This is a genomic window from Pseudomonas sp. 3MA1 (assembly GCF_029237275.1).
In the GTDB taxonomy this organism is placed as follows: domain Bacteria; phylum Pseudomonadota; class Gammaproteobacteria; order Pseudomonadales; family Pseudomonadaceae; genus Aquipseudomonas; species Aquipseudomonas fluorescens_AP.
The window spans coordinates 150261-176410 of record NZ_JAACFX010000005.1 but is presented as its reverse complement, the minus strand read 5'-3'; the positions used below and the strand labels follow the sequence as shown (position 1 = coordinate 176410).

The 26150-nt window shown below is 57.8% G+C and carries 31 protein-coding genes; 24 read left to right on the top strand and 7 right to left on the bottom strand.

Annotated features, from left to right (window positions below; genetic code table 11):
- Positions 1 to 14 precede the first annotated feature (14 nt).
- The gene (greB, locus tag GWQ44_RS16385) at positions 15 to 488 is read left to right on the top strand and encodes a transcription elongation factor GreB (RefSeq protein WP_016967434.1); all 474 of its coding nucleotides are present in this window, start codon (positions 15 to 17) and stop codon (positions 486 to 488) included.
- Between the two features lie 33 nt (positions 489 to 521).
- On the opposite strand, the gene GWQ44_RS16380 is transcribed toward greB, so the two are convergent.
- Positions 522 to 3026: an ABC transporter permease gene (locus GWQ44_RS16380; protein WP_275927805.1), complete on the bottom strand. Its 2505-nt coding sequence runs from the start codon at positions 3024 to 3026 to the stop codon at positions 522 to 524.
- Positions 3026 to 3709, bottom strand: a complete 684-nt coding sequence (locus tag GWQ44_RS16375; RefSeq protein WP_016967432.1) for an ABC transporter ATP-binding protein — start codon at positions 3707 to 3709, stop codon at positions 3026 to 3028. Before GWQ44_RS16375 ends, GWQ44_RS16380 begins: the two co-directional genes overlap by 1 nt.
- Positions 3710 to 3719: 10 nt before the next feature.
- On the opposite strand from GWQ44_RS16375, the gene GWQ44_RS16370 reads away from it, so the two are divergent.
- From GWQ44_RS16370 to GWQ44_RS16360, 3 genes are all read left to right on the top strand, one after another.
- Positions 3720 to 4325 carry an arylesterase gene (locus GWQ44_RS16370; protein ID WP_275927804.1) on the top strand — a complete coding sequence of 202 codons (606 nt, stop codon included), beginning with the start codon at positions 3720 to 3722 and terminating at the stop codon, positions 4323 to 4325.
- Between the two features lie 56 nt (positions 4326 to 4381).
- Entirely contained in the window at positions 4382 to 4675 is a 294-nt protein-coding gene (locus tag GWQ44_RS16365) for a hypothetical protein (RefSeq protein WP_016967430.1), read from the top strand.
- 134 nt (positions 4676 to 4809) lie between these two features.
- On the top strand, positions 4810 to 5787 hold the full coding sequence (locus tag GWQ44_RS16360; RefSeq protein WP_047305543.1) for a L,D-transpeptidase family protein: 978 nt from the start codon (positions 4810 to 4812) through the stop codon (positions 5785 to 5787).
- Positions 5788 to 5915: 128 nt separating this feature from the next.
- Here the strand turns inward: GWQ44_RS16360 and oprI are convergent, their stop codons facing one another.
- Positions 5916 to 6167, bottom strand: coding sequence for an outer membrane lipoprotei OprI (gene oprI, locus GWQ44_RS16355; protein WP_003448337.1), 252 nt, complete (start codon positions 6165 to 6167; stop codon positions 5916 to 5918).
- Positions 6168 to 6812: 645 nt separating this feature from the next.
- Between oprI and GWQ44_RS16350 the strand changes: the two genes are divergently transcribed.
- Entirely contained in the window at positions 6813 to 7094 is a 282-nt protein-coding gene (locus GWQ44_RS16350; protein WP_011062548.1) for a GNAT family N-acetyltransferase, read from the top strand.
- A gap of 60 nt (positions 7095 to 7154) precedes the next feature.
- On the opposite strand, the gene GWQ44_RS16345 is transcribed toward GWQ44_RS16350, so the two are convergent.
- Positions 7155 to 8231: a 3-deoxy-7-phosphoheptulonate synthase gene (locus GWQ44_RS16345; protein WP_016967428.1), complete on the bottom strand. Its 1077-nt coding sequence runs from the start codon at positions 8229 to 8231 to the stop codon at positions 7155 to 7157.
- Between the two features lie 140 nt (positions 8232 to 8371).
- Positions 8372 to 8806 (bottom strand): PilZ domain-containing protein, encoded by a 435-nt coding sequence (locus GWQ44_RS16340; protein ID WP_016967427.1) that lies wholly within the window; start codon positions 8804 to 8806, stop codon positions 8372 to 8374.
- Here GWQ44_RS16340 and GWQ44_RS16335 point away from each other — a divergent pair.
- The 5 genes from GWQ44_RS16335 to cysB all read left to right on the top strand — a co-directional run bounded on the left by GWQ44_RS16335 (position 8805) and on the right by cysB (position 12760).
- On the top strand, positions 8805 to 9191 hold the full coding sequence (locus tag GWQ44_RS16335; protein WP_275927803.1) for a thioredoxin family protein: 387 nt from the start codon (positions 8805 to 8807) through the stop codon (positions 9189 to 9191). The two genes, GWQ44_RS16340 and GWQ44_RS16335, sit on opposite strands and share 2 nt — an antisense overlap.
- The gene (locus tag GWQ44_RS16330) at positions 9191 to 10147 is read left to right on the top strand and encodes a putative 2-dehydropantoate 2-reductase (RefSeq protein ID WP_103739942.1); all 957 of its coding nucleotides are present in this window, start codon (positions 9191 to 9193) and stop codon (positions 10145 to 10147) included. The genes GWQ44_RS16335 and GWQ44_RS16330 overlap by 1 nt, the downstream gene beginning before the upstream one ends.
- A gap of 25 nt (positions 10148 to 10172) precedes the next feature.
- Positions 10173 to 11078, top strand: a complete 906-nt coding sequence (locus GWQ44_RS16325; RefSeq protein ID WP_275927802.1) for a 5'-nucleotidase — start codon at positions 10173 to 10175, stop codon at positions 11076 to 11078.
- Between the two features lie 95 nt (positions 11079 to 11173).
- Entirely contained in the window at positions 11174 to 11674 is a 501-nt protein-coding gene (locus GWQ44_RS16320) for a universal stress protein (protein ID WP_016967424.1), read from the top strand.
- Between the two features lie 111 nt (positions 11675 to 11785).
- Positions 11786 to 12760 carry an HTH-type transcriptional regulator CysB gene (cysB, locus tag GWQ44_RS16315; protein WP_011062541.1) on the top strand — a complete coding sequence of 325 codons (975 nt, stop codon included), beginning with the start codon at positions 11786 to 11788 and terminating at the stop codon, positions 12758 to 12760.
- 2 nt (positions 12761 to 12762) lie between these two features.
- On the opposite strand, the gene GWQ44_RS16310 is transcribed toward cysB, so the two are convergent.
- Both GWQ44_RS16310 and GWQ44_RS16305 read right to left on the bottom strand, forming a co-directional pair.
- The gene (locus tag GWQ44_RS16310; RefSeq protein WP_275927801.1) at positions 12763 to 13245 is read right to left on the bottom strand and encodes a transcription elongation factor GreAB; all 483 of its coding nucleotides are present in this window, start codon (positions 13243 to 13245) and stop codon (positions 12763 to 12765) included.
- Between the two features lie 2 nt (positions 13246 to 13247).
- Positions 13248 to 13643, bottom strand: coding sequence for a hypothetical protein (locus tag GWQ44_RS16305; RefSeq protein ID WP_016964068.1), 396 nt, complete (start codon positions 13641 to 13643; stop codon positions 13248 to 13250).
- Positions 13644 to 13767: 124 nt separating this feature from the next.
- On the opposite strand from GWQ44_RS16305, the gene earP reads away from it, so the two are divergent.
- From earP to GWQ44_RS16235, 14 genes are all read left to right on the top strand, one after another.
- Positions 13768 to 14907, top strand: coding sequence for an elongation factor P maturation arginine rhamnosyltransferase EarP (earP, locus tag GWQ44_RS16300; RefSeq protein WP_275927800.1), 1140 nt, complete (start codon positions 13768 to 13770; stop codon positions 14905 to 14907).
- A 194-nt stretch (positions 14908 to 15101) separates the two neighbouring features.
- Positions 15102 to 16370 (top strand): tyrosine-type recombinase/integrase, encoded by a 1269-nt coding sequence (locus GWQ44_RS16295; protein ID WP_275927799.1) that lies wholly within the window; start codon positions 15102 to 15104, stop codon positions 16368 to 16370.
- Between the two features lie 1072 nt (positions 16371 to 17442).
- Complete coding sequence (locus tag GWQ44_RS16290) at positions 17443 to 17862, top strand: hypothetical protein (RefSeq protein WP_275927798.1); 420 nt, start codon at positions 17443 to 17445, stop codon at positions 17860 to 17862.
- Positions 17863 to 17966: 104 nt separating this feature from the next.
- Positions 17967 to 18821, top strand: coding sequence for a BRO family protein (locus GWQ44_RS16285; RefSeq protein ID WP_275927797.1), 855 nt, complete (start codon positions 17967 to 17969; stop codon positions 18819 to 18821).
- Positions 18822 to 18909: 88 nt separating this feature from the next.
- Positions 18910 to 19560: a hypothetical protein gene (locus tag GWQ44_RS16280; RefSeq protein ID WP_275927796.1), complete on the top strand. Its 651-nt coding sequence runs from the start codon at positions 18910 to 18912 to the stop codon at positions 19558 to 19560.
- Positions 19560 to 20261, top strand: coding sequence for a hypothetical protein (locus tag GWQ44_RS16275; protein WP_275927795.1), 702 nt, complete (start codon positions 19560 to 19562; stop codon positions 20259 to 20261). Before GWQ44_RS16280 ends, GWQ44_RS16275 begins: the two co-directional genes overlap by 1 nt.
- Before the next feature lie 11 nt (positions 20262 to 20272).
- Positions 20273 to 20728, top strand: coding sequence for a hypothetical protein (locus tag GWQ44_RS16270; protein ID WP_275927794.1), 456 nt, complete (start codon positions 20273 to 20275; stop codon positions 20726 to 20728).
- A gap of 173 nt (positions 20729 to 20901) precedes the next feature.
- Positions 20902 to 23574: a DNA-directed RNA polymerase gene (locus GWQ44_RS16265; protein WP_275927793.1), complete on the top strand. Its 2673-nt coding sequence runs from the start codon at positions 20902 to 20904 to the stop codon at positions 23572 to 23574.
- A 108-nt stretch (positions 23575 to 23682) separates the two neighbouring features.
- A complete protein-coding gene (locus tag GWQ44_RS16260) occupies positions 23683 to 23823 on the top strand; it encodes a hypothetical protein (RefSeq protein ID WP_161757021.1) in 141 nt (46 codons plus the stop codon).
- Positions 23820 to 24857 carry a hypothetical protein gene (locus GWQ44_RS16255; RefSeq protein WP_275927792.1) on the top strand — a complete coding sequence of 346 codons (1038 nt, stop codon included), beginning with the start codon at positions 23820 to 23822 and terminating at the stop codon, positions 24855 to 24857. Before GWQ44_RS16260 ends, GWQ44_RS16255 begins: the two co-directional genes overlap by 4 nt.
- A 168-nt stretch (positions 24858 to 25025) precedes the next feature.
- Positions 25026 to 25289: a hypothetical protein gene (locus GWQ44_RS16250; protein ID WP_275927791.1), complete on the top strand. Its 264-nt coding sequence runs from the start codon at positions 25026 to 25028 to the stop codon at positions 25287 to 25289.
- The gene (locus GWQ44_RS16245) at positions 25282 to 25581 is read left to right on the top strand and encodes a hypothetical protein (RefSeq protein WP_275927790.1); all 300 of its coding nucleotides are present in this window, start codon (positions 25282 to 25284) and stop codon (positions 25579 to 25581) included. The genes GWQ44_RS16250 and GWQ44_RS16245 overlap by 8 nt, the downstream gene beginning before the upstream one ends.
- Complete coding sequence (locus GWQ44_RS16240) at positions 25581 to 25769, top strand: host cell RNA polymerase inhibitor (RefSeq protein ID WP_275927789.1); 189 nt, start codon at positions 25581 to 25583, stop codon at positions 25767 to 25769. Before GWQ44_RS16245 ends, GWQ44_RS16240 begins: the two co-directional genes overlap by 1 nt.
- Complete coding sequence (locus tag GWQ44_RS16235) at positions 25766 to 26125, top strand: hypothetical protein (RefSeq protein WP_275927788.1); 360 nt, start codon at positions 25766 to 25768, stop codon at positions 26123 to 26125. The genes GWQ44_RS16240 and GWQ44_RS16235 overlap by 4 nt, the downstream gene beginning before the upstream one ends.
- The last annotated feature ends 25 nt before the right edge of the window (positions 26126 to 26150 follow it).

The following is a 26150-nucleotide window of genomic DNA, read 5'->3' as shown; positions in this document are numbered from 1 at the left end:
AGGTGACAAGCCAATTGAGTACCAAGCTCATCACGCAGGATGGTTACGACGCACTGAAGCAGGAGCTGGATTACCTGTGGAGAGAGAAACGTCCGGATATCACCCAGAAAGTTACCTGGGCCGCGTCCCTGGGCGATCGCAGCGAGAATGCTGACTATCAGTACAACAAGAAGCTGCTGCGGGAGATTGATCGTCGGGTGCGCTACATCCGCAAGCGCCTGGAGGACATGAAAGTGGTGTCCTATGCCCCGGAGCAGGAAGGCCGGGTATTTTTCGGTGCCTGGGTCGAGGTGGAAAACGAAGCTGGCGAGATCAAGCGCTTTCGTATCGTCGGTTATGACGAAATCTATCTGCGCAAGGACTACATCTCCATCGACTCGCCGATGGCCAGGGCCCTGCTGAAGAAGGAAGTGGGCGACGAAGCCATTGTTCATACCCCGGCAGGCGAGACCTGCTGGTGGATCAACCAGATCGAGTATGTGAAGTAGGCTCGGCAGCCGGCGCTGGCGAGCCATGAGTCTTCAGCCTTCGCGCAAGACACTCAAGGGGCTGGCGTTCAACGCCCGGCGAGTGCCGAAAATGCCGGCCCCGCCAACCAGCAGCGCGCCAACCAGCGGCAGCAGCAAGAGCCAGGGGTGGGGATGCCAGGGCAAGTCGAAGGCAAACCGGTAGAGCACCAGGCTGATCAGTTCGCTGCCCAGGGCCGCCAGCAAGCCGCTGACCGCACCAAGCAGGCCGAATTCGATTCGCCGGGCCTTGACCAGCAACCTGCGTTCGGCACCGAGGGCGCGTAGCAGCGCACCTTGGCGAATACGTTCGTCCAAGGTGGCTTGCAGGCCGGAAAACAGCACGGCCATTCCCGCCGCCAGGACAAACAGCAGCACATATTCCACCGCCAGAGTGACCTGGGCCAGGATGCTGCGCAGTTGCTCCAGTAGGGCCTCCACTTGAAGGATGGTGACCGCCGGAAAAGCCCTGGACAGTTCGACAATCTGCTGGTCGTGCCCCGGACTCAGGTAAAAGCTGGTGAGGTAGGTGGCGGGCAGGTCCTTCAAGGTGCCTGGCTGGAAGATCATGAAGAAGTTCGGTTGGAAGTTGTCCCAGTTGATGCTGCGCAGGCTGGTGACCTGGGCCTCCCGATCGACTCCCGCGACGCTGAAGATCAGGCGGTCACCCAGCTTCAACTTCAGGCTTTGTGCCACCTTGGCCTCCACGGACACGCCAGGCACCGGGTCATTGGTCGGGGGCGACCACCATTGGCCTGCGGTGATGCTGTTGCCGGCAGGCAGATCAGCGGCCCAGGTCAGGCTCAGATCACGCTGAACGGCCCGGTCACCACTGGAGTCCTTGCTGACAATCTCCCTCACAGGTTCGCCATTGATGCTCACCAGGCGTCCGGGAACCACTGGATACAGTGGCGCCGAGGGCGCCGAGAGTTGTACCAGGCGGTCACTGAAGGCCTGCTTTTCGGCCGGCAGGATATTCAGGGCAAAGTAGTTCGGGGCATTTTTGGGCAACTGGTTCTGCCAGGTGTCCAGCAATTCGCCCCGCAGCAGGGCGATCAAGGCCATGGACAGCAGAATCAGGCCGAAGGCCAGGGATTGTCCGGCCGCTGCCAGCGGGTGACGCAGCAACTGGCCCAGGCCCAGGCGCCAGGGCAGGGAGGACCGGGCCAGCAGGCGGCGCAGGCTTTGCAGCAGCAACAGCAGCAATCCGCCCAGGAGCAATGCGGCTATCAAGCCGCCGCCGAGCAGGGCGAAGGTCAGCAGTAGATCCAGACTCAAGCGCCACATGATCAAGCCCAGGGCAAATAGCGCGGCGCCGTAGATCATCCAGGTGCTGGAGGGAATCGGTAGCAGGTCGCGCCGCAGGACCCGCAAAGGCGGGACCCGGCCCAGCGCGGCCAGGGGCGGCAAGGCGAATCCCGCCAGGGCGACCAGCCCGGTGCCAATCCCGGCGATGGCTGGCAGCAGTCCTCCAGGCGGCACGTCGTTGGGCAAAAGATCATGCAGCAGATAGAACAGGCCAAGCTGGGCCAGCCAGCCCAGCAAGGCGCCGCTGAGGCTGGCCAGCAGTCCCAGCACTGCCAATTGTACGCTGAACAGCAGCATGGTTTCCCGGCGTGACAATCCCAGGCAGCGCAGCAGGGCGCTGGCATCGAAGCGGCGGGCGGCAAAGCGATTGGCCGACAAGGCCACGGCGACACCCGAGAGCAGCACTGCCACCAGGCTGGCCATGTTCAGGTAGCGTTCGGCCTTGCCCAGGGCGCCACCAATCTGCTGGTTGCCATCTCGGGCATCCTGCAGTCGCTGGTTGGCCGCCAGTCCCGGTTTGATCAATTGGCGGTAGTGTTCGAGGGCCACGGCAGGGCCGCGCCAGAGCTCCTTGTAGCTGACCCGGCTGCCAGGCTGGACGACACCGGTGGCTTGCAGGTCGTCCAGGCTGATCAGCACCCGGGGCGTCAGGCTGTAGAAGTTGCCGGCTCGGTCGGGCTCATAGGTCAGGACCCGCGCCAGGCGCAGGGGCTGCAGGCCGACATCGATGCTGTCTCCGATCTTCAGGTTCAGGGCGGTCAACAGTCGCGACTCGACCCAGGCCTCGCCCGCCTTCGGCCCCCCACCCGATTCCTCTGTGGCGTAGGGAGCTGCCGCGCTCTTGAGCTGGCCGCGAAGCGGGTAGGCGGAGTCCACGGCCTTGATGCTCGACAGCTGGATGCCGTTGTCCGTGGCGATGACGCTGGAGAACTCGACAATGCGCGCATGCTGAAGCCCAAGTTCGCGCCCGCTGTCGATTTGTTCCGGGCGGGCCGGCGAGCTGCCTTCCAACAGCAGGTCAGCGCCGAGAAACTCGGTGGCCCGCAGCAACATGGCGCCATTGAGACGGGCGCCGAAGTAGCCGATGGCGGTACTTGCCGCTACGGCGACCAGCAATGCAAAGAACAATACGCGCAACTCGCCGGCGCGGGCGTCGCGCAGCAATTGGCGGAGGGCGAGGCTGAACAGGCGCAACAGCGGCATGCGTGCCATCAAGGCTCCAGAGGGGCGACCAGCAAGCCCGCTTCAAGACGGATCAGGCGCCGGCAGCGATGGGCCAGGCGTTCATCGTGGGTCACCAGCACCAGGGTGGTGCCGCTTTCCTTGTTGAGTTCGAACAACAGGTCACTGATGCGTTCGCCGGTGTGACTGTCGAGGTTGCCGGTGGGTTCATCGGCAAACAGCACGTCGGGTTCGGCGGCAAAGGCCCGGGCGATGGCTACTCGTTGCTGCTCGCCGCCGGACAGCTGGCGCGGCGAGTGGCTCAGGCGCTGGCCGAGGCCGACTCGCTGCAGCAACTCGGTGGCCCGTTCTCGAGCGTCACGGCGGCCATCCAGTTCCAGGGGCAGCATGACGTTTTCCAGAGCGTTGAGGCTGTCGAGCAGTTGAAAGGATTGGAAGACGAATCCCACATGTTCGGCCCTGATCCGCGCCCGCTGGTCCTCATCCAGGCGGCTCAGGGCCTGACCGGCGAGGGTCACTTCACCGCTGCTGGGCAGGTCGAGTCCGGCAAGCAGGCCAAGCAGGGTGGATTTACCGGAGCCGGAGGCGCCGACGATGGCCAGGCTGTCGCCCTGATTCAGCTCCAGGTCGAGTTCGTGCAGGATGGTCAGTTCACCTTCCGCGCTGGGAACCACTTTGCTAAGGTTCCGCGCAGTGAGAATGCTTGCGCCCATGGAGAATCCGATGCGTGTATGGTTTTTGAGTGCCGGCCTGGCCTTGATGTGCATGGCCCAGAACGCAGCGGCGGGTACGGTCCTGATCGTGGGCGATAGTATCAGTGCGGCTTTCGGCCTGGATACCCGCGAAGGTTGGGTGGCCCTGCTGGAGAAGCGGCTCAAGGACCAGGGTTTTAGCGACAAGGTGGTCAACGCCTCGGTCAGCGGCGACACCAGCGCAGGGGGGCAGGCGCGGCTGCCGGCGCTGCTTGCAGCGCATAAGCCGCAGGTGGTGATCCTTGAATTGGGTGGCAACGACGGCTTGCGCGGCCAGCCGCCGCAGCAATTGCAACAAAATCTTGCCTCGATGATCGACAGTGCCCAGGCCGATGGGGCCAAGGTCCTGCTGTTGGGCATGCAGTTGCCGCCCAATTACGGTGTGCGCTATACCCAGGCGTTCGCCCAGGTCTATAGCCAGCTGGCCAGCGACAAGAAGGTGGCCCTGGTGCCGTTTTTTCTCGAAGGGGTCGGCGGTCATCCCGAGCTGATGCAGGCGGACGGTTTGCACCCTGCAGCAGCGGCCCAGGGCAAGTTGCTGGAAAATGTCTGGCCGACGCTAAAACCGCTGCTTTGACGCTTTTCTAGCGGCAGTGTTTCGGCTAATGTGGCGCCCCCGATTTGGAGCCCCCGATGCCGCGTCCCGCCTGGTCCCTGTTTGCCTATCAACTGATCGAGCCTGATGAGCAGCTTGACCTGTTCGCCTGTCAGGAAGTTCGGGTGCATCTGGTGACTCGGCAGTTGGAATTGGGTGGTTCGGCCGACCGGACCCTGTGCGGCACGTTGCTGCCTGCGCAGCCGCGCTGGTCGGGCGTGGATCGGACGATTTTCCAGGACCAGCGACTCTGCCCTCTGTGCCGGGCGATTCTGGAGTCACAAAAGCGCGGGACGCCACCGATCTGGCCTGAGCTGCGCTTCGAGCTGTAGGCGGTCGATCGCCGACCGTTGCGACAGGGATTTCATGTGTCTGTGCTTGTCTCCCCGCTCGGCTCTCGTAGCCTGGGGGTGGGGGTGTACAATCGCGTTTCTATCACTCGTTGTTCATGCGAAGGATTATCCGGATGTTGCCGCGCCTCCCTGCCGTCACCCGCTGCCTGACACTTGCCGCATTGTGTGTGGCAGGTCCCGTTGCAGCATTGGAATTGCCTCTACCGCCGCCCGGTGAAGATATCGTCGGCCAGGTGCAGGTGATCAAGGCCAAGTACGAAGACACCTTTGCCGATCTGGGTACCGCTTACGACCTGGGCTACCTGGAAATGGTGGCGGCCAACCCGGGGGTCGATCCCTGGTTGCCGGGAGCCGGCACCGAGGTGGTCCTGCCGACTCGCTTTGTCCTGCCTCCCGGGCCGCGTGAAGGCATCGTGATCAATCTGGCGGAATATCGCCTGTACTACTTTCCCAAGGGCCGGAGTGTGGTTTACACCTTCCCGCTGGGCATTGGGCGTGAGGGCTGGGGGTCGCCGATCGCCCATACCAGCATCACCGCGAAGACTCCGAATCCGACCTGGACGCCACCGGCGTCGATTCGCGCAGAGCACGCTGCCGATGGTGATCCGTTGCCAAGCGTCGTACCTGCTGGGCCGGACAACCCCTTGGGGCCATTCAAGTTCACCTTGGGCACCCCCGGTTACCTGATCCACGGTTCCAACAAGAAATTCGGTATTGGCATGCGCACCAGCCATGGCTGTTTCCGCATGCTCAACAACAACGTGCTGGAGATGGCTGGCATGGTTCCGGTCGGAACTTCGGTGCGGATCATCAACGAGCCGTACAAGTTCGGTATCAGTGGCGGAAAAGTCTATCTGGAAGCGCACACGCCATTGGATGACAAAGGCAATCCTTCGGTGGTCGACAAACATACTGCCGTGATCAATGCCTTGCTCAAGCGCGAAGATCTGGCCAATAACCTGCGCATGAACTGGGATGTGGTGCGTGATGTCGTCGCCGCCGAAGAAGGTTTGCCGGTGGAGATCGCGGTGCCGACGACCGCCGCGCCTGCGGCATCGATGTCCAACCTGACCTACGATCTGCAGCAGTAAGCGCTGTAACAGGCAACCCGCCGATGCCGACTGGCAGCGGCGGGTTTTTTATTGCCGGTGGAAAACTGCGGGCAATAAAAAAGCCGATCCAAAAAATGGATCGGCTTGATAACAATCCCGAGGGACTATTACTTGCGGCTAGCTTTTTCCAGCATACGCAGAGCGCGCTCGTTAGCTTCGTCAGCAGTCTGTTGTGCTTTTTGAGCAGCAGCCAGAGCTTCATCAGCTTTACGGTAGGCTTCGTCTGCACGAGCCTGTGCACGAGCGGCTGCATCTTCAGTAGCAGTCAGACGAGCTTCGGTTTCTTTGGATACGCTGCTGCAACCGGTAGCCAGAACTGCGGCCAGAGCCAGAGCAGAGAATTTCAGAACGTTGTTCATCGTGTTCCCCTTCAAGGACTTTCTATTAGTAGCTATCCCCCCAGAGTGGGGAAATAACCGGCGTACATACTACCCATTACTTGTAGTAAGTAAACTGACGTAGCGCAAGAAGCAAAAAAAATTCTAGGCGGTGATTCTTTTTCGAGCAACTTTTTGGGCGGTTGTATAAAAAACATTCAATCGCAAGGCTCTGCCAGAGGGTGCTGCACGTTTGCCAGCATTGCTCTCGGACTTTTCCGATCGCTGTTTCGGAGTCTAGGCTAAAGTCGTTCTATATTGAGTCACCGACACTTTTCTTCAGATTCCGCGCAGCCTTGGCCTATCTTTATCCATCACGCCGGTGACTTTAAGAAGCGCTGTTCGTCTTAAGTTCCAGCATCCGGCGATGTATAGCCTCAACCCACTTCATGCGCTGAACCGGGCTGTGGTTCCCGCAAGGTCCGATTGGGGTATTTGCGCTGATCTGTGACGAGTGTGGCTTGAGCATTTGCGCCAAGGGCGCCTACTATTTTGTAACGTGCTCGCGATGCAAGAGCGGCAGTTTCTACTCGGCGTCCGACTGGCACGAGGTGGCGTAAGTTGTTCCTTCGCCGGAAAAACATCGGTAAGGTAGGGGTCAGCATTCCAGACCCGCAAGGAGTAGTGATGAGCGAGGCGTTGTCCATCCACCATGACCAGGCTGGTCATCAGTTCGAGACCAATGTGGACGGTCATCGTGCCTACCTGACCTATATGGACCTGGGTAAGCAAACCCTGGATATCTACCGCACCTTCGTGCCCAATGCGTTGCGTGGACGCGGTATTGCCGCGGCGCTGACCGAGCAGGCACTGGAGTACGCCGAACGTATGGGCTACACAGTGATTCCTTCCTGCTCCTATGTCGAACGCTACATGGAACGCCATCAGCGTCACGCCGCGAAGCTCTGATCGGGGCAACCATGAAAAACGCCGGGCTTGGCCCGGCGTTTTTGTGTCTGGCGAATGGGATCAGCTGCGATCGCGTTTCGGCAGTACATCCTTGAGCTTGGCGTGCATGCTGCGCAGGGTTTTCTCGGTGCTTTCCCAATCGATGCAGGCATCGGTAATCGATACCCCGTACTGCAGGTCCGACAAGTCCTTCGGAATGGCCTGACAACCCCAGTTCAGATGGCTCTCCACCATCAGACCGATGATCGACTGATTGCCTTCGAGGATCTGGTTGGCAACGTTCTCCATGACCAACGGTTGCAGCGCCGGATCCTTGTTGGAGTTGGCGTGGCTGCAATCGATCATGATGTTCGGCTTGATCTTGGCCTTGCTCAGGGCCTGTTCGCAGACCGCGACGCTGACCGAGTCATAATTGGGCTTGCCATTGCCGCCGCGCAGTACCACGTGGCCGTAGGCGTTGCCTTTGGTGGTGACGATCGACACGCCGCCCTGTGGGTTGATCCCCAGGAAGCGGTGGGGACTGGAAACCGATTGCAGGGCGTTGATCGCTACAGTCAGGCCGCCGTCGGTGCCGTTCTTGAAGCCCACGGCAGAGGACAGGCCGGAAGCCATCTCGCGGTGGGTCTGGGATTCCGTGGTACGGGCGCCGATGGCCGACCAACTGATCAGGTCCTGCAAGTATTGCGGGGAGATGGGGTCCAGCGCTTCAGTGGCGGTAGGCAGACCCATTTCCGCGAGGTCCAGCAGCAACTGGCGTCCAATATGCAGGCCATCCTGAATCTTGAACGAGTCGTCCAAGTACGGGTCGTTGATCAGGCCTTTCCAGCCAACGGTGGTCCGCGGTTTCTCGAAGTAAACGCGCATCACCAGATACAGGGTGTCGGAAACTTCCGCCGCCAGGGCCTTGAGTCGCTCGGCGTACTCGTGGGCTGCCTTGATGTCGTGGATCGAGCAGGGCCCGATGACGATGAACAACCGATGGTCAGTGCCGTCGAGGATGTTGCGGATCACTTCGCGACCCTTGGTCACGGTGCGCAAGGCGGTGTCGCTCAGCGGGATGTCTCGTTTGAGTTGATCAGGGGTGATCAGGGTCTCGTTGGAGGCGACGTTTAGGTCGTTGATCGGTAAATCAGCCATCGTGTTACTCGTCAGGTCACGGGTGCCGGCCGCCAGCGATCCCCGCGCGGCGGAGCACAGCGGATTTGAGCGCGTCGGGGAGCGGAACCTTAGCGCGTTAGCCGGTGACTCTACAATGGGCAAGAGGCGGTTTTATTGGGTTACGGCTGCACGAAAGCCTGGTGTACGCAGTCTTCGGAATAGTCTTTTGCGTGCCGTTCGACCCAGTCCAGAGCCAGGGCTTCGATGCATCGCTGTTCGCTTAGAGGTTCATGCAGGCGGCAGTAGCGGGCGATCTGGCACACCTGCTCACCCATGCGAGCGCTGAACAGGGTTTGTTCATCGACGAAGGCGATACCCACCAGGTAGCCGCGCTTGCGTTTCAGGCACCAGGCAACATAGCCGTTGTACCGTGCATTCTCCCCCAGTGAGGGCATGTGCACTTCCAGCGCAGTGCCGTGGCGCCAGGCACGGTGGTAATTGCACGCCATGCCACCGAGGCTGATAGTGTGCAACCGCTGGCGCGAAATGCAGGCGTACTTGCGCAGGGTCAGTTCAACCGGAACATCATCAGGATGAGGCAGAAAACGTCCCATGACCGCAGACTCCGAGTGTCGTCCATTTGACATTATTTCCCCCAGTATAGTGATCGAATTGGAACTGACCGATTTCGACATCGACCAGCAATTACTGAGCCTGGATGGTGTTTCCCTGGTGGTTTTCACTTCTCCCGGTTGCTCCGGTTGTCGCTGGGCACGAACCCAGTTGCCCGGGTTGGGACTGCCGGTCGCGCGCCTGTGCTGGGTCGATGCGGGCTACAACGGTGGAGCAGTGGAGCGCTATCAGGTGTTTCACCTGCCGGCGCTGTTTGTGGTGCGTGACGGTGAGTTTTATGGATCCTTGCAATCGCGGCTGACGCCCCATGCGCTCAATGAGAGCCTGCGTCAGGCGCTCAATCGAATACCAGAGGAGTTGCCTTGATGGGTGCAGACCGTAAACCGCGTGTAGGCATTATCGGAACCGGAGCGATCGGAGGTTTTTACGGGGTGATGCTGGCGCGGGCCGGTTTCGACGTGCACTTTCTGTTGCGCAGCGAGTTCTCCGCAGTGGTGGAACAGGGGCTGCAGGTCAATAGCGCCCAGCATGGGGTGTTGAGCCTGAAGCCGGTGCAGGCATACGCCAGTGCCGAAGAAATGCCACCTTGTGACTGGCTGCTGGTGGGCGCCAAGACCACTCACAATGTCCAGCTGGCGCCGGCGATCATCCAGGCGGCGGCGCCCGGCGCCAAGGTCCTGTTGCTGCAAAACGGGCTGGATGTGGAGGACGCCTTGCGTGCCGAGCTCCCCGACACGCTGCATCTATTAGGCGGCTTGTGCTTTATCTGCGTGCATCGCGCGGGCCCCGGACAGATCGAACACCAGGCTCTGGGGGCGATCAACCTGGGTTACCACAGTGGTCCAGCCAGTGCCGATCCGGCCCTGAGCCAGGCGCTGGTCGAGGAAGGGGCGGGATTGTTTCGTGCCGCCGGGCTCGATTCCCAGGCCATGAACAATCTGCATCAGGCACGCTGGCAGAAGCTGGTGTGGAATGTGCCGTATAACGGTCTGTCGGTGCTGCTCAAGGCCAGCACCACGCCGCTCATGGCCGACCCGGCCAGTCGCGAGCTGATTCAGGACCTGATGCAGGAAGTGCTGCAGGGGGCTGCGGCCTGCGGTCATGTGATCCCTGAGGCTTATGCGCAGCAGCTGTTCAGGTCCACCGAACACATGCCGGATTACTGGCCAAGCATGTACCACGATTTTCTGCATCAGCGCCCTCTGGAATTGGCGGCTATTTATGCTGCGCCTTTGGCCGCGGCCCGGGCCGCTGGTTGCGAGTTGCCGAAAATCCGCGCGTTGTACCAGAGCCTGTGTTTTATCGATCGGCACCACATTTGAGCGAACGACCTGAAGGGGGCGCGGTATGGCAAAGGGACTGGATGGCAAGCTGGTGGTGGCAATCTCTTCACGCGCGCTGTTCGACCTGAGTGAAAGCCATAAGGTCTATCTGGCCCAGGGCGTCAAAGCCTATCGGCAATATCAGATCGAGCACGAGGACGAGATCCTCGAGCCGGGCGATGCGTTTCCATTGGTGAAGAAGCTCCTGAGCCTGAATGCCAGCCTGGGGCGGGCGCGGGTCGAGGTGGTGCTGGTGTCGCGCAACAGTGCCGACACCGGCCTGCGGGTGTTCAACTCGATTGAACATTACGCCCTGGGTATCTCCCGTGCGGCATTTGTGGGGGGACGCAGTCCCTATCCCTACCTGGCGGCCTTCGGCAGCGATCTGTTTCTTTCCACCCACGCCGACGATGTCCGCAGTGCGCTGGAGGCCGGATTCGCTGCAGCGACCATCCTCTCCGGCGGTGCCCGACGCGCGGCCAATGGCGAACTACGCATCGCCTTCGACGGTGATGCGGTGCTGTTTTCCGACGACTCGGAACGGGTCTACCAGGCCGGCGGCCTGGAAGCGTTTCAAGCCAGTGAGCGGCAGTCGGCCCGGGAGCCTCTGCCCGGCGGACCTTTCAAGGGATTTCTCGCGGCGCTGAATCTGCTGCAGGGCGAGTTTCCCGACGATGCCTGCCCGGTCCGCACGGCCCTAGTCACCGCCCGCTCGGCGCCGGCCCATGAGCGGGTCATCCGCACCTTGCGCGAGTGGAATATCCGTCTCGACGAGTCCCTGTTCCTGGGCGGCCTGGAGAAGGCGGCCTTTCTCGAAGCTTTCGCCGCCGATGTTTTTTTCGACGACCAGGCCGGCCATTGCGAGTCCGCTCGCGAGGTGGTCGCCACCGGTCATGTGCCTCATGGCATCAGCAACGAAGCCAGGAACTAAGTCCGAAACGGGGTGGTTTTGCCTCCAGCCTCCCACAGTTCCCGGCACTGCTAAGCTGAATCCATCTCCGCCATCTTGGCAGTTGAGGAGGTCATATGATTCGTTCGATGCTGTATGCCACCGACCTAGGTCTGTACGCTCCCTTTGTCATGCAGCATGCCCTGGAGCTGGCTCGAACGTTCAATGCCGACTTACATGTAGTGCACGCTGTGGAGCCTATGGGGTTGTTCGCCGAATCGGTGTTGCAGAGCTATCTGGATGAGCAGTCGCTGAACGAGTTTCATCGCCAGGGCCTGAGCACCGTGATGGCCAATATCGAGCAGCGGGTGCTGGACAGTTTTCGCGAGGAACTGGGCGAGGGCCTGCACGACCTGAGCTTGATCCAGTCGGTGCGGGTGCTTCAGGGCGACCCGTCCCAGGTGATTCTGGAGCAGGCGGCGAAACTCTCGGTGGATTTGCTGATCGTAGGAAGTCACAGCCACGGAGTTGGTGCGCAAACCCCTCTGGGGCGCACGGCATCACGGGTTTTGCAGCTGTCCAAAGTCCCGGTTTACCTGGTGCCTCTGGTCCAGCGTCGACGGCAGGGGGATGCCTGAGGGCGGAATGGAAAATTCTGAATAAAAGTTCTAGATTTATTCTCCTGACCATTAATATAGTTATATACCGTCGCTGATACCCGTGGCGCCTACCTGCTTTGAGGGATTGATATGAAGCTTCAACAATTGCGCTACATCTGGGAAGTGGCGCACCACGACCTCAACGTCTCAGCTACCGCGCAAAGCCTTTACACCTCGCAACCGGGTATCAGCAAGCAGATCCGTCTGCTCGAGGACGAGCTCGGGGTCGAGGTTTTCGCCCGCAGCGGCAAGCATCTGACCCGGGTGACCCCAGCCGGTGAGCGGATCATCACGACTGCCGGCGAGATCTTGCGCAAGGTCGAAAGCATCAAGCAGATCGCCCAGGAGTTCTCCAACGAGAAGAAAGGCACCTTGTCGATTGCCACCACTCACACCCAGGCGCGTTACGCCCTGCCTCCGGTGATCAGCAGCTTTATCAAGCAATACCCGGATGTGGCCCTGCACATGCACCAGGGCTCGCCGATGCAAATCGCCGAAATGGCCGCTGACGGCACCGTGGATTTCGCCATCGCCACCGAGGCCCTGGAGTTGTTTGGCGATCTGGTGATGATGCCGTGCTACCGCTGGAACCGTTGCGTGGTGGTGCCACAGGGCCACCCGCTGACCAAACTGCCGAAGCTGACCCTGGAAACCCTGGCCGAGTACCCGATCGTCACCTACGTATTCGGTTTCACCGGCCGCTCCAAGCTCGACGAGGCCTTCAGCCATCGCGGCCTGACGCCAAAGGTGGTGTTCACCGCCGCCGACGCCGACGTGATCAAGACCTATGTACGCCTGGGGCTGGGCGTGGGCATCGTGGCCAAGATGGCCGTCGACACCAAGCTCGACAGCGACCTGGTGGTTCTGGATGCCAGTGAACTGTTCGAGTCGAGCATCACCAAGATCGGTTTCCGTCGCGGCACCTTCCTGCGCGGCTTCATGTGCGATTTCATCGAAAAGTTCGCCCCGCACCTGACCCGCGAAGTCATGGCCAAGGCCATTGCCTGCCACAACAAGCAGGAACTGGAAGAGCTGTTCGACGGCGTCGAACTGCCGGTTCACTGATCCTAGCGGACCTCGGTGACAGTGAACTGTTGCCGAGTACCTGCCACCACGATTTCCACCTCATCCTCCTCGAACTTGCCCAACAGGCTTTGGCCCAGCGGGGAGCGTGGGGTGATGACGGTCACCAACTGGCCCACCACATGAACCTTCAGGCCCGCGCCATCCGGGCCGAGAAACAGCCATTGTTCGTGGCCATTTTCATCCTCGAGTCCCAACAGCGCACCGACCTGGATCCCTGACCGCGCGTCATAGGGACGCAGGCCAAGGTTTTGCCAGAGGCTCAATGCCTGACGGATCTCCTCGACCCGGCGAGCCTGCCCGGCTGCCAGGTAGGACGCTTCAAGTCCCAGTGTGTCGTACTTGTTCTCGGCGATGTTCTCTTCGTGGGTGGCGGTTTCGTAGGCGGTTTGTGCGGCCCGTACCGCGACCTCCAGGTCGTCCCGGAGCTGTTGCAGAATCAGTTGGCAGACAGACTGTTTATTCATGATCAATTGCAGAATTGCAGGACATTGGCCCGGCTCTTTTCACTGGGCGCGGTCTGGTCCTGTTGCAACCAGAACTGGCATTTGGGGTTGGACAGGTTGCGCGGGTTGCTGCGAGCGTTATCCAGGGCTTGCAGTTCTTCGTTCTTGCGCAGGTTTTCCTGATATTGCTCGAACATCCGATTGGGCGGCTCCGGCGCAACCACCGGCGGCTTCGCCAATTGCTGCACGGCTTGCGCCACAGGAGCCAGTTGCTGACTGAAGAGAAAGTGCGAGCCTAGCCAGCAAGTCAGGACAATCGCCAGAAACCCCAGCCACAGGCCCAGGGCAATGCTGCCGCTGAGCGCCAGGGCATTGAAGCTGATGCGCAAGGGGCGACGGGCGGGCGGGCGATAAGACATGGTTGCCTCCTGGCGGGTGGTAGTGGGCGAGGGCTGATTGTCGCACGAAGATTAATCGAGGTTGGCTCTTCTGCGCAGGAGCATTTATGCGGACAATCGGCGCCTTTGCCAATCGAGGACTGGAATGAAAGCCTCCTGGGACATTTTTTGCAGCGTCGTCGACAACTACGGCGACATCGGCGTGACCTGGCGTCTGGCCCGGCAGTTGGTGGCCGAGCATCCGTGCGCGGTGCGTTTGTGGGTCGATGATCTGCGGGCCTTCGAAAAGATTTGCCCGCAGATTGATACCCAGCGGCAGAGCCAGGATCAGGACGGGGTCGAGGTGCGCCACTGGCCGGCCCAATGGCCGGCTGAAGCGCCAGCGGATGTGGTGATTGCCGCATTCGCCTGCCAGTTGCCCCATGCCTATATGGAGGCCATGGCCGACCGCGAACGGGCGCCGCTGTGGCTGAACCTGGACTATCTGAGTGCGGAAGACTGGGTCAGTGGCTGCCACGGCCTGCCGTCAGTGAAGTTTCGCGGCGTACAGAAGTACTTTTTCTTCCCAGGATTCCAGGCTGGCACGGGCGGCTTGCTGCGCGAAGCCGGATTGCTCGAACGCCGTCGGCATTTTCAGGCCGATCGCCAGGCCCAGCGGGATTTTCTGCAGGGCCTGGGCGTGACGCCCGCCGCCGATAGCCGCTTGATGTCGTTGTTCGCCTATGAAAACGCCGGTCTTGGCGGTTGGCTGGAGGCCTTGGCCACCGATGCACAACCGACTCATTTGCTGGTGCCCGAAGGCCGCATTCTCGGTGACGTGCAGCGCTGGCTGGGGGTGGAGTCACTGACGGTCGGCAGCCTGCAGGTGCGTCAGTCGCTGACGGTTCAGGTCTTGCCCTTTGTTCGCCAGGAAGATTACGACCGGTTGCTGTGGTGCTGTGCATTCAATGCGGTGCGCGGGGAAGATTCCTTCGTGCGCGCGCAATGGGCCGGGCGGCCGATGCTCTGGCATATCTATCGCCAGGACGAAGATATCCACCTGGACAAGCTCGAGGCTTTTCTTGCCTTGTACACCCGGGCACTTTCCCCGGGCGCCAAGGCGGCGGTACTGGCCCTGTGGCAGGCCTGGAATACCGAGGCGGCTATGGCCGAACCCTGGAAAAACCTGCTGCAACACTGGCCGGAAGTCACCGCGCATGCCGAACAATGGTGTCTGGAACAAGGCTTGCAGGCCGATCTTGCTGCGGCGCTGGTGCAGTTTTACCTAAATTGGAATCAGCACTGAGGGAGCCCCACAAACACTGGGCGGAACCCTCTATGTGCACCAAGAGAGAGACAACACTGTTACAAACCATCCTCGCCTGTCCTTATCTGTATAGGAGGGAGGGGGTCTACTACCTGCGTATGCGGCCTGTAGGGGCTACCACGGGACTCTTTACGGTATCCTTGCGCACCACCGAACGACCACGAGCCACAGAGTTGACCAAAGACATCCTTGCCGCCCTCGCGGTGTTTCACCTTGATAACCCAGAGGCACCATGGGCGGACATCAAGGAGCGCTTAGCCTTCGTGGCTCTTAACGCTCTCTCCCAGGCTCACACAGACGCCTCCCTATCGGCCTATGAGTCGATCTACGGGGACCTTCAGGTAAACATCGGCTTAGCCACGGCCAGCATGGGCATGTCCCTGAATCAACACAGGGGAGCCGCTGGGGCCCAAAGGATTCTTGAAGCGTCCCTTAAGCGTCTCCGGGGCGACTCAAAGGACCTTGTGGATATCGTGGACAACCTCGAAGGCATCGTAGGGGATGGCCCTGCGCAGTCACTGAGGGCAGCACAAGAGGCGCTCCATTGGGATGACCTATACCCGGTTTACCTGAAGGAGAAGGAGGGGGACGTTAAGCAGTCCACCCTGGATGGCTACGAGAGCAACTACAAGCAGATTAGCGAGGCGTTGGAGGTAACCGGGACCACAGACCTGCGGAAGCATACGCGGGCTGACTTGGTGGCTATGCGTGACGAGCTGTTAGAGAGTCGGAAGGCTTCGACAGTGAACAACCTAATAACCCAGTTCACAACGGTCATGACTTGGGCTGTGGATAATGACTATCTCACCAAGGCTTACACTTCAAAGCTCAAGCTCAACAAGGACGCTGAAAGCTCGCGTATCCCGTTCGAGCGCTCCCAGGTGGAAACCCTACTGAGGCACGCCGAGACCCTTCCTGCGGACAGTTGGGAGCGTTGGGGGCTGTCTCTGTTGGCTGTCACCGGGGCTCGGGCTCGGGAGATCACACAGCTAACCACCAAGGACATCCCTGAGATTGACGGCCACACATGCGTCAACATCCGTGAGGAGGCCGAGGGGCAATCGGTTAAGAACAAATACAGCGTTCGTGTAGTGCCTCTGGTGGACGGGGTCCTGGGGTTTGACCTCGAAGGGTTCAAGGAGGCTCTACAGGGGCCTAAGCCAGCCCTACCTGTGTACCACGGGGTTAACAATGTCCAGGCACGGAAGCGGCTCGGTGTGATGATCCGCGAGATTCTCCCCAACAAGTCCGAACACCAGACTTTGCACTCCTTACGGCACCATATGGCTTCATCCTTCAAGACTACAGGTGTTCCTGTTGCCTTCGCTCAAGCGCTCCTTGGGCACTCTACGGGGACCTTGGCTTACGATACTTACGGCGGTTCTTCGATCCCTGTAGGCACCCTGGCCGAGGTCTTAGAGGGTGTCTTTAAGGCGTCCTGACGGTATTATCCGGGGCTTCTCAAATAAGGAGCTTCTAATGCGCGGAGCGGTTGTTTACCTGGCTCTACTGTCTGGCCTAATCACGGGCTGTAGTAGCCACTCTTCAAATCTTCAAGTGGGCAATGAGCAGTCTTACGCCAGCATCAAGGACCAACGTGAAGCAGTACGCACGGTCAAGGTGTACGACTCAATCCCTAAGGGTGCCGAAGTGGTAAGCAAGGTGTCAGCCGGTCGGTGTCACAGGAGTTTCGTAGAGCAGGCCCCGGAAGAAGCGACAGTATTAATTGACCTGAAGGTTGCAGCCTACGCACAGGGCGCCGATGGTATTACGGACGTAGCCATATCGAAGGATTCAGGCTTGAACCGTAACTGCTGGTACGTCCTGGGTGGTACAGCAACAGCCTTTACGGTTCCCAAGGATTGACCCATGGAAAAGGCGCTAACAGTTGCCGCGTGGGTCCTAAGTATCGCCGTGCTCTACGGAATCATTAAGCTTGTCCAGGCGTTCCCGAGAGTGGCAGCTCTATTAGGATTTTGAAGGCATGCAATCGCCCAAACTGATTACCTCTACCTATGAGATCCACCAAATGGTGCCGGTAAGCTCGCGGCCCAGGTCTCACGCTGATCTAATCAGAACGTTTCACGCGGCCTTAGCTGAGCTTGCCGAGGCCGGTGTGATTACAGAGAGGAACGTAACGGGATCATGGTTTGCTGGTGATGCATTAGTCGCCACAAATGGGGTCTACATGGACGCCTATGGGAGGCCGCAGGTCTGCATTTATTTCGGATCGTGGCTTTGCCTTGCTATGTCCCTCAAGGTTTCCCACGCGGCAACCCGTAAAGCGTTGATGGCTACCCTTAAGCAGCACCCGATTTACTAATCATTGTCTGCACACTGGAACCCGGTTGAGTCCCTGAAGGATTCGCCGGGTTTTTCGTTTCTGGAGATCTACGCACAAAATGCGTTGACATATACGCTTTTGGTGCGTACATTGCGAACCACAGGGCAGAAGTGCCCAGAACCACGATTAGATCTACGCATAAAAAGCGTAGGTTGCCGGAGATTACAGACATGCAAACCCTTCGCAGCTTCACCGTAGCGGACCTCAAAGCAGCCCCTGAGGGAATTACTGCCAGTCATGGAGAACACGCTTTCAAGTTCACCCTCAGCACCAACGGCTTGACGAGCTACACCATGGAAGCACCGGACGGCGAGGTGTACAGCGATGACAGCCTGAGTTGGCTAAAGGCAGTCGCCAGGACCTGGGCCGAAGCCTACGGAGAAGAAGAAGCGACTTACAAGCGCGGGAGTGAGTTCAAGGTGGGCGACATGATCCACGTAGGCATCGGAAAGCACCGCACAGGCCGCATTACGAGCTTTAAGGAACACCCACAGTTTGCGGAGCTGAATCCAGGCTGGACAGCGCGGGTAGCTATCACCGACAGGGGCTCAATCACGGTTATCGACCAGCAACCTACGTTGGTCCCGTAAAATGCATAAGCGCATGATTAATATGCATTAATGCATAGACAGGGCGAATCTTACGTCCTATCCTTCGCGCCGCTTAAAAACCCTCACTGATAGAGAGACACCAAATGACCACCACAACGGAGCAACAGGCGATGACTGTAATGCAATTCGAGAAGCGCAATTTCATGGGCGTAGAGCTGGACGTACTGACCGGGCACCCTGCACACGAACTGCTTTTTGTGGCTACTCAGGTGGCCCGTGCGGCTGGCTTGAAAGCTCCGGCAGACTCCATCAAACAGGAGCGCAAGCTACATGGCTCAGGTTTCAAGCTGGGCGCACTGATGGATAACTTATCCGTCAGTCTCCCGTTGGATGGTCTGGGAAGGAAGCTGCGCGTTACCTCTGTGATTTTCAGTGAGCCGCAGGTCTACCAGATGCTCCTACGGGGCCACGCTCCGGCCTCTGAGCCATTCCGTAAGTGGGTCACAGAGGAAGTCTTGCCGACCATCCGCAAGACCGGGAAGTACAACGCCGAGGAGTCCACTAACCCAATCGCTCAGAGCCTCATGGACGAACTGAAGACCCTTAGAGGCGACGTTGCGGAACTCAAAGCCCTCCTTGTAGGAATGAACCTTACAGCTCCCTTACATTCCATTGCGCCGCCAAGTCCGTACATTGGGACCGAGGCCACAACGGTTTCTTTCCATTATCAGAAGGCCCTCGGACGGGAGCTAATGGACCTCGCTGGGTTGAACACTCCAGCAGCCGACAAGGCTACTCCTCGGGTCGTCGTGGCCCTGGAAGAGATCGTTAAGAAGCTTTGGGACGAAGAGGACGGGCGTCACCTTGAAAGCGAACTGAGCCAGACCAAGCGCAAATGGTGGAAGTTTCCGCGTAACTGGCTGCTTAAGAACATGAACCGGACAACTTACCAAGCGGCAATCGCTAAGGTCCTGAACGAAGCTTTCAACGGGAAATAAGCAATTCTTAAACTCTGGCTATTCCTCTTAACGGTGGCCTTGTGGGCTGCCAGCTCTTACTACTTCGATATTAGACGGTAATAAACAAATGAAAAACAAACTTAACGTAACTGCGTTTACGTCGGATTCGCTCGCCCTGAAGATCCTTAAAGCAATGGAAGACTCACTAACTTTCGGGGTCTCCCAGTATGTAGAAAACCGGAAAGGTTCTCGTTGGCTGCAAGTGGATGTCAAACAGGACCCGCAAGATGGGGAAGTTGTCGGATCGAATAACTTTCAGTTCACCGCAGCGAACGGCCAGGAGGTTGGCGAGCTGGTAGCACGGGCCGCGTGGTTCCACTGGAGGCGCCCCCTGGAAATCCGGTTCTCGGCCTTGCTGCGCAGGGTTTACGAGCTGGTAATGCATCCGCTGGTAGCGCGCCGAGAGGAGCAAAAACAGCAAGCGGAACAGCGCGCTAATCGTGTGGAAGTTGCAGAGCGCCGGGTTAGGTTGCATGCACGGGCTAAGCAAATGGGCGCAACTCATATTATCCGCACAGAGGCCGGTAGATATTACTTTGCAAGTTTCAAAAAGGGTCTGTTTGGGTTTGGTAAGACCGTAATTACGGTTTACCCAAAAGACAGCGAGCGGGTAACTAAGAGCTACGGCGGGGGTTATCTGAAAATGGTCAAGGCGCATCCTTACCAGCTCTCTACCGAAGCGGCTCAATGTGTAACCATCATAGGAGTATTGAAGTAATGACACACGTTCTCTCGAAAGCACTAACTGCACTCCCAAGCGTGGATAAATACGCTGATTTTATACGCGGGTCTCTCTTCATTCTAAAGGAGATGGGGGAATTTTCTGAGGAAGTAGGACCAATCACAGCAGAAGACTATGCATATAACTCTGACTGGGCGGATGCACTTAGCCAAGTCACACAGCACGCTCCAGGCGTCTATTCGTTTCCGTACCTGTCCGCCAAGTTCTGCAAGGATCTCATGCTTGAGCTTGATTGCATGGATTACTCAGTTAACGAAGATGAAAACGAAGCAGCTCAAATTCCTGAGCTGATCTTTTCGCATCACTGCCCGAGTCTGCATGAATGCCTTCGCGCTCTTTGGCATAACGCGGCTATCCCACTCGCTAAGGTTCTTTTCGGCCAAGACCCGGACCAACTTCGCGTTATTCAGGCCGCTAAGTACACAGTAGATAACACTCCTCGCGGCCATTGGCATACCGATAGCGACTCGGACGTAACTATGGTTGTTGCCTTAACTAATGAACATGAGGGCGGCGGGACTGTTGTCCATGTTGGGCCATTTGCTGAACCCGTAATAGTCCCTCAGTTGCCAGTTGGTCACGCAATGTTCTTTAACGGTAAGGCTATGCGTCATTACGGATTGCCCGTAACAGCAGGGGAAAGAAACCTCCTTGTTCACTGGAGTGAAGTTAAATGAATAGTAGCACAATGCCTAAGTTTGACAAGTCTGTAAGTCGTATTCGTTTCTTCGCGGATATCCCAAGATTCGTTGAGGGAACTTGCGAGAGCCCTGGCAAGGTAACGGTTACTCCAGAACGCTGTGAGTATGTACTTGGCTTGGGGCCGTGTGGGCGAGTGGTTACTGAACTCCGCTACTCGCTTGATAGTAGTTACCTGACCGTCACCCAAACGAGTTACCCACAGGATGCCCCGGAGGATGTTGAAGTTGAGCTTCTTACACTTATCAAAAGGCTTCACGACGTTACAGGCGGCTATCGAAGTGTTGACCCTGGGGCCAGTGGGGACCAGTGGGTGTCGGTACAACAGGACCGCATCGACGGTTTGAAAGCAATCCGAAGGGCTCGCGAAAAACTCAAGGAAATCAAGCAGTTTACCTACAAGGTACAGGAGATTACAGGTCGTATCGAAACCACTCACATCTGAACCAGATAGCTCCGATTTAAAAACCCTCACTGTTAGTAGAACACTCTCAGACCTCCCTTAGAGATCAACTTTAAGAACTCTCTTAAAGATATCTCAAAGACCTCTTTGCGCGTTCGATTCACAAACAAATAAACAAATTAGTTAGAGGCCCTTAAAGCTTCTAAGGGATAGTCATGTCCGTAAAAAGCCAAATTGAACCAACTAAGCACGACTTTAGCGATATAAAAAGCGAATCTACCTGGGCCTTTGAGACTCTCTCAGGTATGTACGGTGATGAACTTGCCGCTACTCAGCTTAGTCTTGAGCATGAAGCGTACACCCTTGGCGAGGAGCGTTTCCGTAAGCAACTTGAGCGTCAAATTGAACGTGGGGAGTTCGCAGAGAACGCCACGGCTAAGCCTGTACTTTCCCACTTGGTCCCTAAGTTGATTGCTGCTTATGAAGCCTGGGTTGACCATCAAGTTCATAAGGTCCGCCGTAAGCACGTGGGGCTTTCGTACTTCCAACAAATGGACGCTGAGGCGGTCGCAGCGATCACTATCAAGATTGTGTTGGGAGACATGGCGAAACCCTCGCCTGTAACTATCCAATCTCTTGCTATTCGCATCGGCCAGTCCTTGGAAGAGGAAGCGCGCTTTGGCCGTATTCGAGTTCAAGAGGCTGCACACTTTCAGAAGCACGTTAAGGCCGCACTCAATAAACGCAACGGACATACTTATAAGGTCAAGTTCTTGGAGCGCGTAGAGAGTCACATGCTCGAAGCTGACCAATTGGCGTCTAAGTGGGTCAAGTGGGACACGCTCGATAATGACGTGACTTATCACATGGGGATTCGACTACTCGAACTTCTCATTGAGTCCACACAGTTAGTCGAAGTTAAACGCGAGTTTGCGGGCATCAAGTCCCACGATGGCGAATACGTTTCGCTGCACCCTGAGTGGGCCAAGAAGCTTTGCGACCGTGCGTTTAACCTCGCGGGCATCTCACCGCAGCACCAGCCGATGATTGTGCCGCCTCGTGAGTGGTCAACGATGGTCGGTGGCGGGTATTGGGCGAAAGGCCGTAAGCCTATCCCGTTCATCCGGGTCCGCTCCAAGAAGGCGCTCAACCGTTACCGCGACGTGTACATGCCTGAGGTCTACAAGGCCGTCAACTTGGCCCAACAGACCGCATGGAGTGTTAACCAGCGGGTCTTGGCCGTGGCTAATGCACTGATGCAGTGGAAGCACGTCCCTATCGACGGATTCCCACTTACTGAACGTGAGGAGCTTCCGCCACGTCCTGAGGGAATGGACGAAGACCCCGAGCTGTTGAAGTCATGGAAGCGCGAAGCGTCCGCCATCTATCGCAGGGATAAGGCGCGCATCTCCCGCCGCCTGGGCTATGAGTTCGCCCTGGAGCAGGCCAATAAGTTTGCCGAGTACGAGGCTATTTACTTCCCGTACAACCTCGACTGGCGAGGCCGGGTCTACGCGATTCCCGCATTCAACCCCCAAGGTAACGACATGACCAAGGGGCTCTTGCAGGCAGCCATAGCGGAGCCTGTGGGGGAAGAGGGGGTTGAGTGGTTAATGATCCACGGGGCGAACTGTGCCGGGGTCGATAAGGTTTCTTTTGATCAACGTAAGCAATGGGTCAGGGATAACGAAGAGATGATTCTTGCCTGTGCTCGGGACCCTCTGGGGTGCACTGACTGGGCCCAGATGGATAGTCCTTTTTGCTTCCTGGCGTTCTGCTTTGAGTGGGAGGGGGTCAAGCGTGACGGGCCGCTTCATGAGTCTGCATTGCCGATTGCATTCGATGGTAGCTGTTCGGGGATTCAACACTTCTCCGCGATGCTTCGAGACGAGCGGGGCGGCCGGGCTGTCAACTTGGTTCCTTCCGAATCCGTGCAGGATATCTACAAGCTCGTAGCGGATCGGGTCAATGAAGCCCTTGCGCGGGACCTTGAGGACGGTACTGAGGACTCCACGGAAACCGTAACGAACAAGAAGACCGGGGAGATTGTAGAAAAGCGCATCCTCGGGACTAAGGGGATGGCCCGTGGCTGGCTGGGCTATGGAGTCACCCGCTCGGTAACGAAGCGGTCCGTAATGACCCTGGCCTATGGCTCGAAGGCTTTCGGATTCTCTGAGCAACTGATTGGCGACATCATCAACCCAGCGATAGACAGGGGGACCGGGCAAGAGTTCTTCGCGAGCGTTCCGCAGTGTGCCCGGTACATGGCAAACCTCATTTGGGACGCCGTAGGGGTCACCGTAGTGAAGGCCGTTGAGGCCATGAAGTGGTTGCAGGTAGCAGCCAAACACTTAGCCAAGGAGGTCATTTGCAAGGAGACCGGCACACAGCTCAAACCATGCATGCCCGTCTTCTGGGTCACCCCGGACGGTTTCCCAGTGTGGCAAGAGTACATGAAGCAGGAACAGCGCCGGATTGACCTGACGTTCCTGGGCTCTATGCGTCTTCAAACGACGATCAACGTCCGTGACAGCAACGTCATTGACGGCCTTAAGCAGCAATCGGGCATCTCCCCGAACTTCGTACACAGCCAGGACGGGAGCCACCTACGGAAGACCGTAGTGAAGGCCCACGAAGCCTACGGGGTCAGTTTCTTTAGCCTCATTCATGACAGCTTTGGGACGATCCCAGCGAAGGCCGGGGCGATGTTTCGGGCAGTGCGCGAGACCATGGTGGAGACCTACGCGACAACAAACGTTCTCGCTGACTTCAGGGACCAATTCCTTGACCAGCTCCACGAAACCCAGCTTGAGGATATGCCTGAGGTCCCCGCTCAGGGCTCCTTGGATATCACCCAGATCCTGAAGTCTGACTTCGCTTTTGCATAGCCATCGCAACACCTACCAAGAGGGCGCCTACGGGCGCCTTTTTGCTGCCTGAAATTTAAAAACCCTCACTTTTAGAAATACCCAACGAATCCATTCAGGAGAACCGATTTGAATACCGCAATGACCTTCGAAAAGAACGCTCGTAAGACCCGTCGTGATGCTGAAGAGATGGAAGCAATCCGGGCGAAGAAAGGTAAACGCAACAAGACCCAGCGCGGCAACCGTCCGCTGTGGGAGTCCGCTGAATGAGCAAGGTCGAAGCTGTAATTCTGCCAACTAAACCGCACCGTCCAGTGGACTACAACGAAGCGCAACTTCAGGCAGTGCTCGACGAGAGCTATCTGATTGCCGACAAGAAAGAAGACGGGGTTCGTTTGAATCTGGTGGTCAGCGGCTGCCTTAGCGCACAAGTTGAGTGGCTGTCCCGAGAGGGTAAGCGCTTTCCTCGCTTTGACTGCCTTGCGCCACTGGACAGGGATGAACGCTGGGACGACTTTTTTAATCCGGTGGGGGATGACGCCCTATTCCCTGAGGGGTTCATGCTGGACGCTGAACTACTGATTGACGACCTTCCTTGTAAGGGCATCGCAGGAGAGCTGCGCAAAGACCCAGGCCGTCACGGGGTGCTGAGCCTTTCACGCCTGAAAATTGCTGTGTTCGGAATCCTCCCGCTTGAGGCTGTGCGCTCTGGCAAGACCTACGAGGTCCCTCACAGCGTCATGAAGTACCACGTTGAGTACCAAGTGGCTCTGCTGCAAAAGCGCTTCCCCGAGATTCAATGGGAGGTCGTGGAGTCCATCGACGTGTTCAGCCTGGAGGAACTCCACCAGTTCAACGACAAGATCCGCGCCGAAGGTGGCGAAGGGGTTGTAGCCAAGGACCCTAACGGTTTCTACAAGCGGTCGAAGCAAGTCGGCATGTGGAAGGTTGTCCCGAAGGACAACGAAGACGGCAAGGTTGTTGGCCTGGTTTGGGGCACTAAGGGCAAGGCAAACGAGGGCTTTGTGATTGGCTTCGAGGTCCTCCTTGAGTCGGGCCATATAGTCAATGCTTGCAAGATCAGTCAGGCGCAAATGAGCGAGTTCACAGGTGCGGTTCTTAGTGCCGCTCGCGATGCCGGCCTCTACTGGCCTGAGCCTGAAGAGCTGCAAGCCTCTGGCCTAAACCCTTACCTCGGCTGGACCTGCAAGGTCACCTTTATGGAACGCTACGAAAACGGCTCGCTCCGTCACCCAAGTTTCGACTCTTTCCGGGGCATCTCGGACCCACTGATTAAGGAGTAAGCAGAGTGCATTCCGTATGTGTGTACGGGCTGCATCTAATCATCCCGGTAGTGTTCGCATTTTTGGTGTTTGAGGCTTCTCGGCCATCTGACGGGCACCAATAGAAAATTAAAACCCTCACTGTTAGCAACTAATAGACCCATTCACCTAACCAAAGGAGGCCCACTCGTGCCCGAAACTTTCTTGCATCACAACAAAGGCGTTAAGGCCCTGCGTTATTCCGTGCGTGTTAATCGCGAGATTCGCAAGGTTTACCCGGCCCCAGTCAACAAGGTGTTGGTTAACGACGCTTCCAAGGAAACCTTCCTGCTGACCAAGGGAGTCTTTTCGGAAGCCCAGAAGTTGGGCCGATTGAAACTGGTCCCTTACCTGGGCAACTGGCCGCGCTGTGCGCTGATCTTTAAGCGCCTGAAGGAAATCGTTAATGACTGAGTATACAGGCGGGTCAGTCAGCTACTACACGGTAGCAATTAACAATCCAACCACGGAAACCAATCCCGCCTATATCGCTGAATGTAACGACATTATTGAGGCGCTCGGAATGAACTACGCCGAGGGCAACGCCTTTAAAGCGATTTGGCGCCGTGCCGCTCAACGAACCCTCGGGAAAGTTAAAGCAGGTGCAAAACCGGACGGTCTTTATGACGCTGAAAAGGTCGAGTTCTTCGGCACTCGGCTCGTTCAACAGTCCGCACTTCTCAAAGAACAAGGAGTTTCTAAATAATGGAACACGCAACTAAAGCCTTTAAGGCAACCGTACAGATTGACGACCACGTCGATGAAGTAACCGTCTACGCGGTGAGTCTCGACGCGGCATGGGCTCAGACCGAAACCATGTTCACTCAGGCAAAGGTGACCCGCATTCGTCCGGTGGTCGCCCCGAATACTGACCGCTTCATGGTGACTCAATGAGGCGCGCCCACGGTAATGGCCGTGCAAAGCCTGACGGCTTTCTTCACCTGAACAACTACAGCCACGTAAATGCATCGGGGCTTGCTGGTGTTCTTTACGACCGCGTTATGACCGACAAACAGCGCGAGCTTGTAGAACTGACTCTGCTGGAACTTTCCCAAGGGTCGGACGTTGCGCACTTCAAACACGATGTTTGGCGCTTCAGCAAGAAGTTTCTACACGAACACTTTAAGTCGGTCGTGTACTCGGTCTATCGCTCTATTCGTAAGAGCCCGGCCCAAGAGGTCTCTATGGCTATCAGCCGGGAGCAACTTCAAGAAGGGTCTGTAAGTGTTGCGCGTCCTGGGTTCAACTAATGGACCCGATGCTAATTCCCCTCGC

Coding starts and splice junctions, on each gene's coding strand:
- GWQ44_RS16380 (WP_275927805.1), bottom strand. CDS start 3,026: ATGGCACGCATGCCGCTGTTGCGCCTGTTCAGCCTCGCCCTCCGCCAA.
- GWQ44_RS16375 (WP_016967432.1), bottom strand. CDS start 3,709: ATGGGCGCAAGCATTCTCACTGCGCGGAACCTTAGCAAAGTGGTTCCC.
- GWQ44_RS16370 (WP_275927804.1), top strand. CDS start 3,720: ATGCGTGTATGGTTTTTGAGTGCCGGCCTGGCCTTGATGTGCATGGCC.
- GWQ44_RS16365 (WP_016967430.1), top strand. CDS start 4,382: ATGCCGCGTCCCGCCTGGTCCCTGTTTGCCTATCAACTGATCGAGCCT.
- GWQ44_RS16360 (WP_047305543.1), top strand. CDS start 4,810: ATGTTGCCGCGCCTCCCTGCCGTCACCCGCTGCCTGACACTTGCCGCA.
- oprI (WP_003448337.1), bottom strand. CDS start 6,167: ATGAACAACGTTCTGAAATTCTCTGCTCTGGCTCTGGCCGCAGTTCTG.
- GWQ44_RS16350 (WP_011062548.1), top strand. CDS start 6,813: ATGAGCGAGGCGTTGTCCATCCACCATGACCAGGCTGGTCATCAGTTC.
- GWQ44_RS16345 (WP_016967428.1), bottom strand. CDS start 8,231: ATGGCTGATTTACCGATCAACGACCTAAACGTCGCCTCCAACGAGACC.
- GWQ44_RS16335 (WP_275927803.1), top strand. CDS start 8,805: ATGACCGCAGACTCCGAGTGTCGTCCATTTGACATTATTTCCCCCAGT.
- GWQ44_RS16340 (WP_016967427.1), bottom strand. CDS start 8,806: ATGGGACGTTTTCTGCCTCATCCTGATGATGTTCCGGTTGAACTGACC.
- GWQ44_RS16330 (WP_103739942.1), top strand. CDS start 9,191: ATGGGTGCAGACCGTAAACCGCGTGTAGGCATTATCGGAACCGGAGCG.
- GWQ44_RS16325 (WP_275927802.1), top strand. CDS start 10,173: ATGGCAAAGGGACTGGATGGCAAGCTGGTGGTGGCAATCTCTTCACGC.
- GWQ44_RS16320 (WP_016967424.1), top strand. CDS start 11,174: ATGATTCGTTCGATGCTGTATGCCACCGACCTAGGTCTGTACGCTCCC.
- cysB (WP_011062541.1), top strand. CDS start 11,786: ATGAAGCTTCAACAATTGCGCTACATCTGGGAAGTGGCGCACCACGAC.
- GWQ44_RS16310 (WP_275927801.1), bottom strand. CDS start 13,245: ATGAATAAACAGTCTGTCTGCCAACTGATTCTGCAACAGCTCCGGGAC.
- GWQ44_RS16305 (WP_016964068.1), bottom strand. CDS start 13,643: ATGTCTTATCGCCCGCCCGCCCGTCGCCCCTTGCGCATCAGCTTCAAT.
- earP (WP_275927800.1), top strand. CDS start 13,768: ATGAAAGCCTCCTGGGACATTTTTTGCAGCGTCGTCGACAACTACGGC.
- GWQ44_RS16290 (WP_275927798.1), top strand. CDS start 17,443: ATGCAAACCCTTCGCAGCTTCACCGTAGCGGACCTCAAAGCAGCCCCT.
- GWQ44_RS16285 (WP_275927797.1), top strand. CDS start 17,967: ATGACCACCACAACGGAGCAACAGGCGATGACTGTAATGCAATTCGAG.
- GWQ44_RS16280 (WP_275927796.1), top strand. CDS start 18,910: ATGAAAAACAAACTTAACGTAACTGCGTTTACGTCGGATTCGCTCGCC.
- GWQ44_RS16275 (WP_275927795.1), top strand. CDS start 19,560: ATGACACACGTTCTCTCGAAAGCACTAACTGCACTCCCAAGCGTGGAT.
- GWQ44_RS16270 (WP_275927794.1), top strand. CDS start 20,273: ATGCCTAAGTTTGACAAGTCTGTAAGTCGTATTCGTTTCTTCGCGGAT.
- GWQ44_RS16265 (WP_275927793.1), top strand. CDS start 20,902: ATGTCCGTAAAAAGCCAAATTGAACCAACTAAGCACGACTTTAGCGAT.
- GWQ44_RS16255 (WP_275927792.1), top strand. CDS start 23,820: ATGAGCAAGGTCGAAGCTGTAATTCTGCCAACTAAACCGCACCGTCCA.
- GWQ44_RS16245 (WP_275927790.1), top strand. CDS start 25,282: ATGACTGAGTATACAGGCGGGTCAGTCAGCTACTACACGGTAGCAATT.
- GWQ44_RS16240 (WP_275927789.1), top strand. CDS start 25,581: ATGGAACACGCAACTAAAGCCTTTAAGGCAACCGTACAGATTGACGAC.
- GWQ44_RS16235 (WP_275927788.1), top strand. CDS start 25,766: ATGAGGCGCGCCCACGGTAATGGCCGTGCAAAGCCTGACGGCTTTCTT.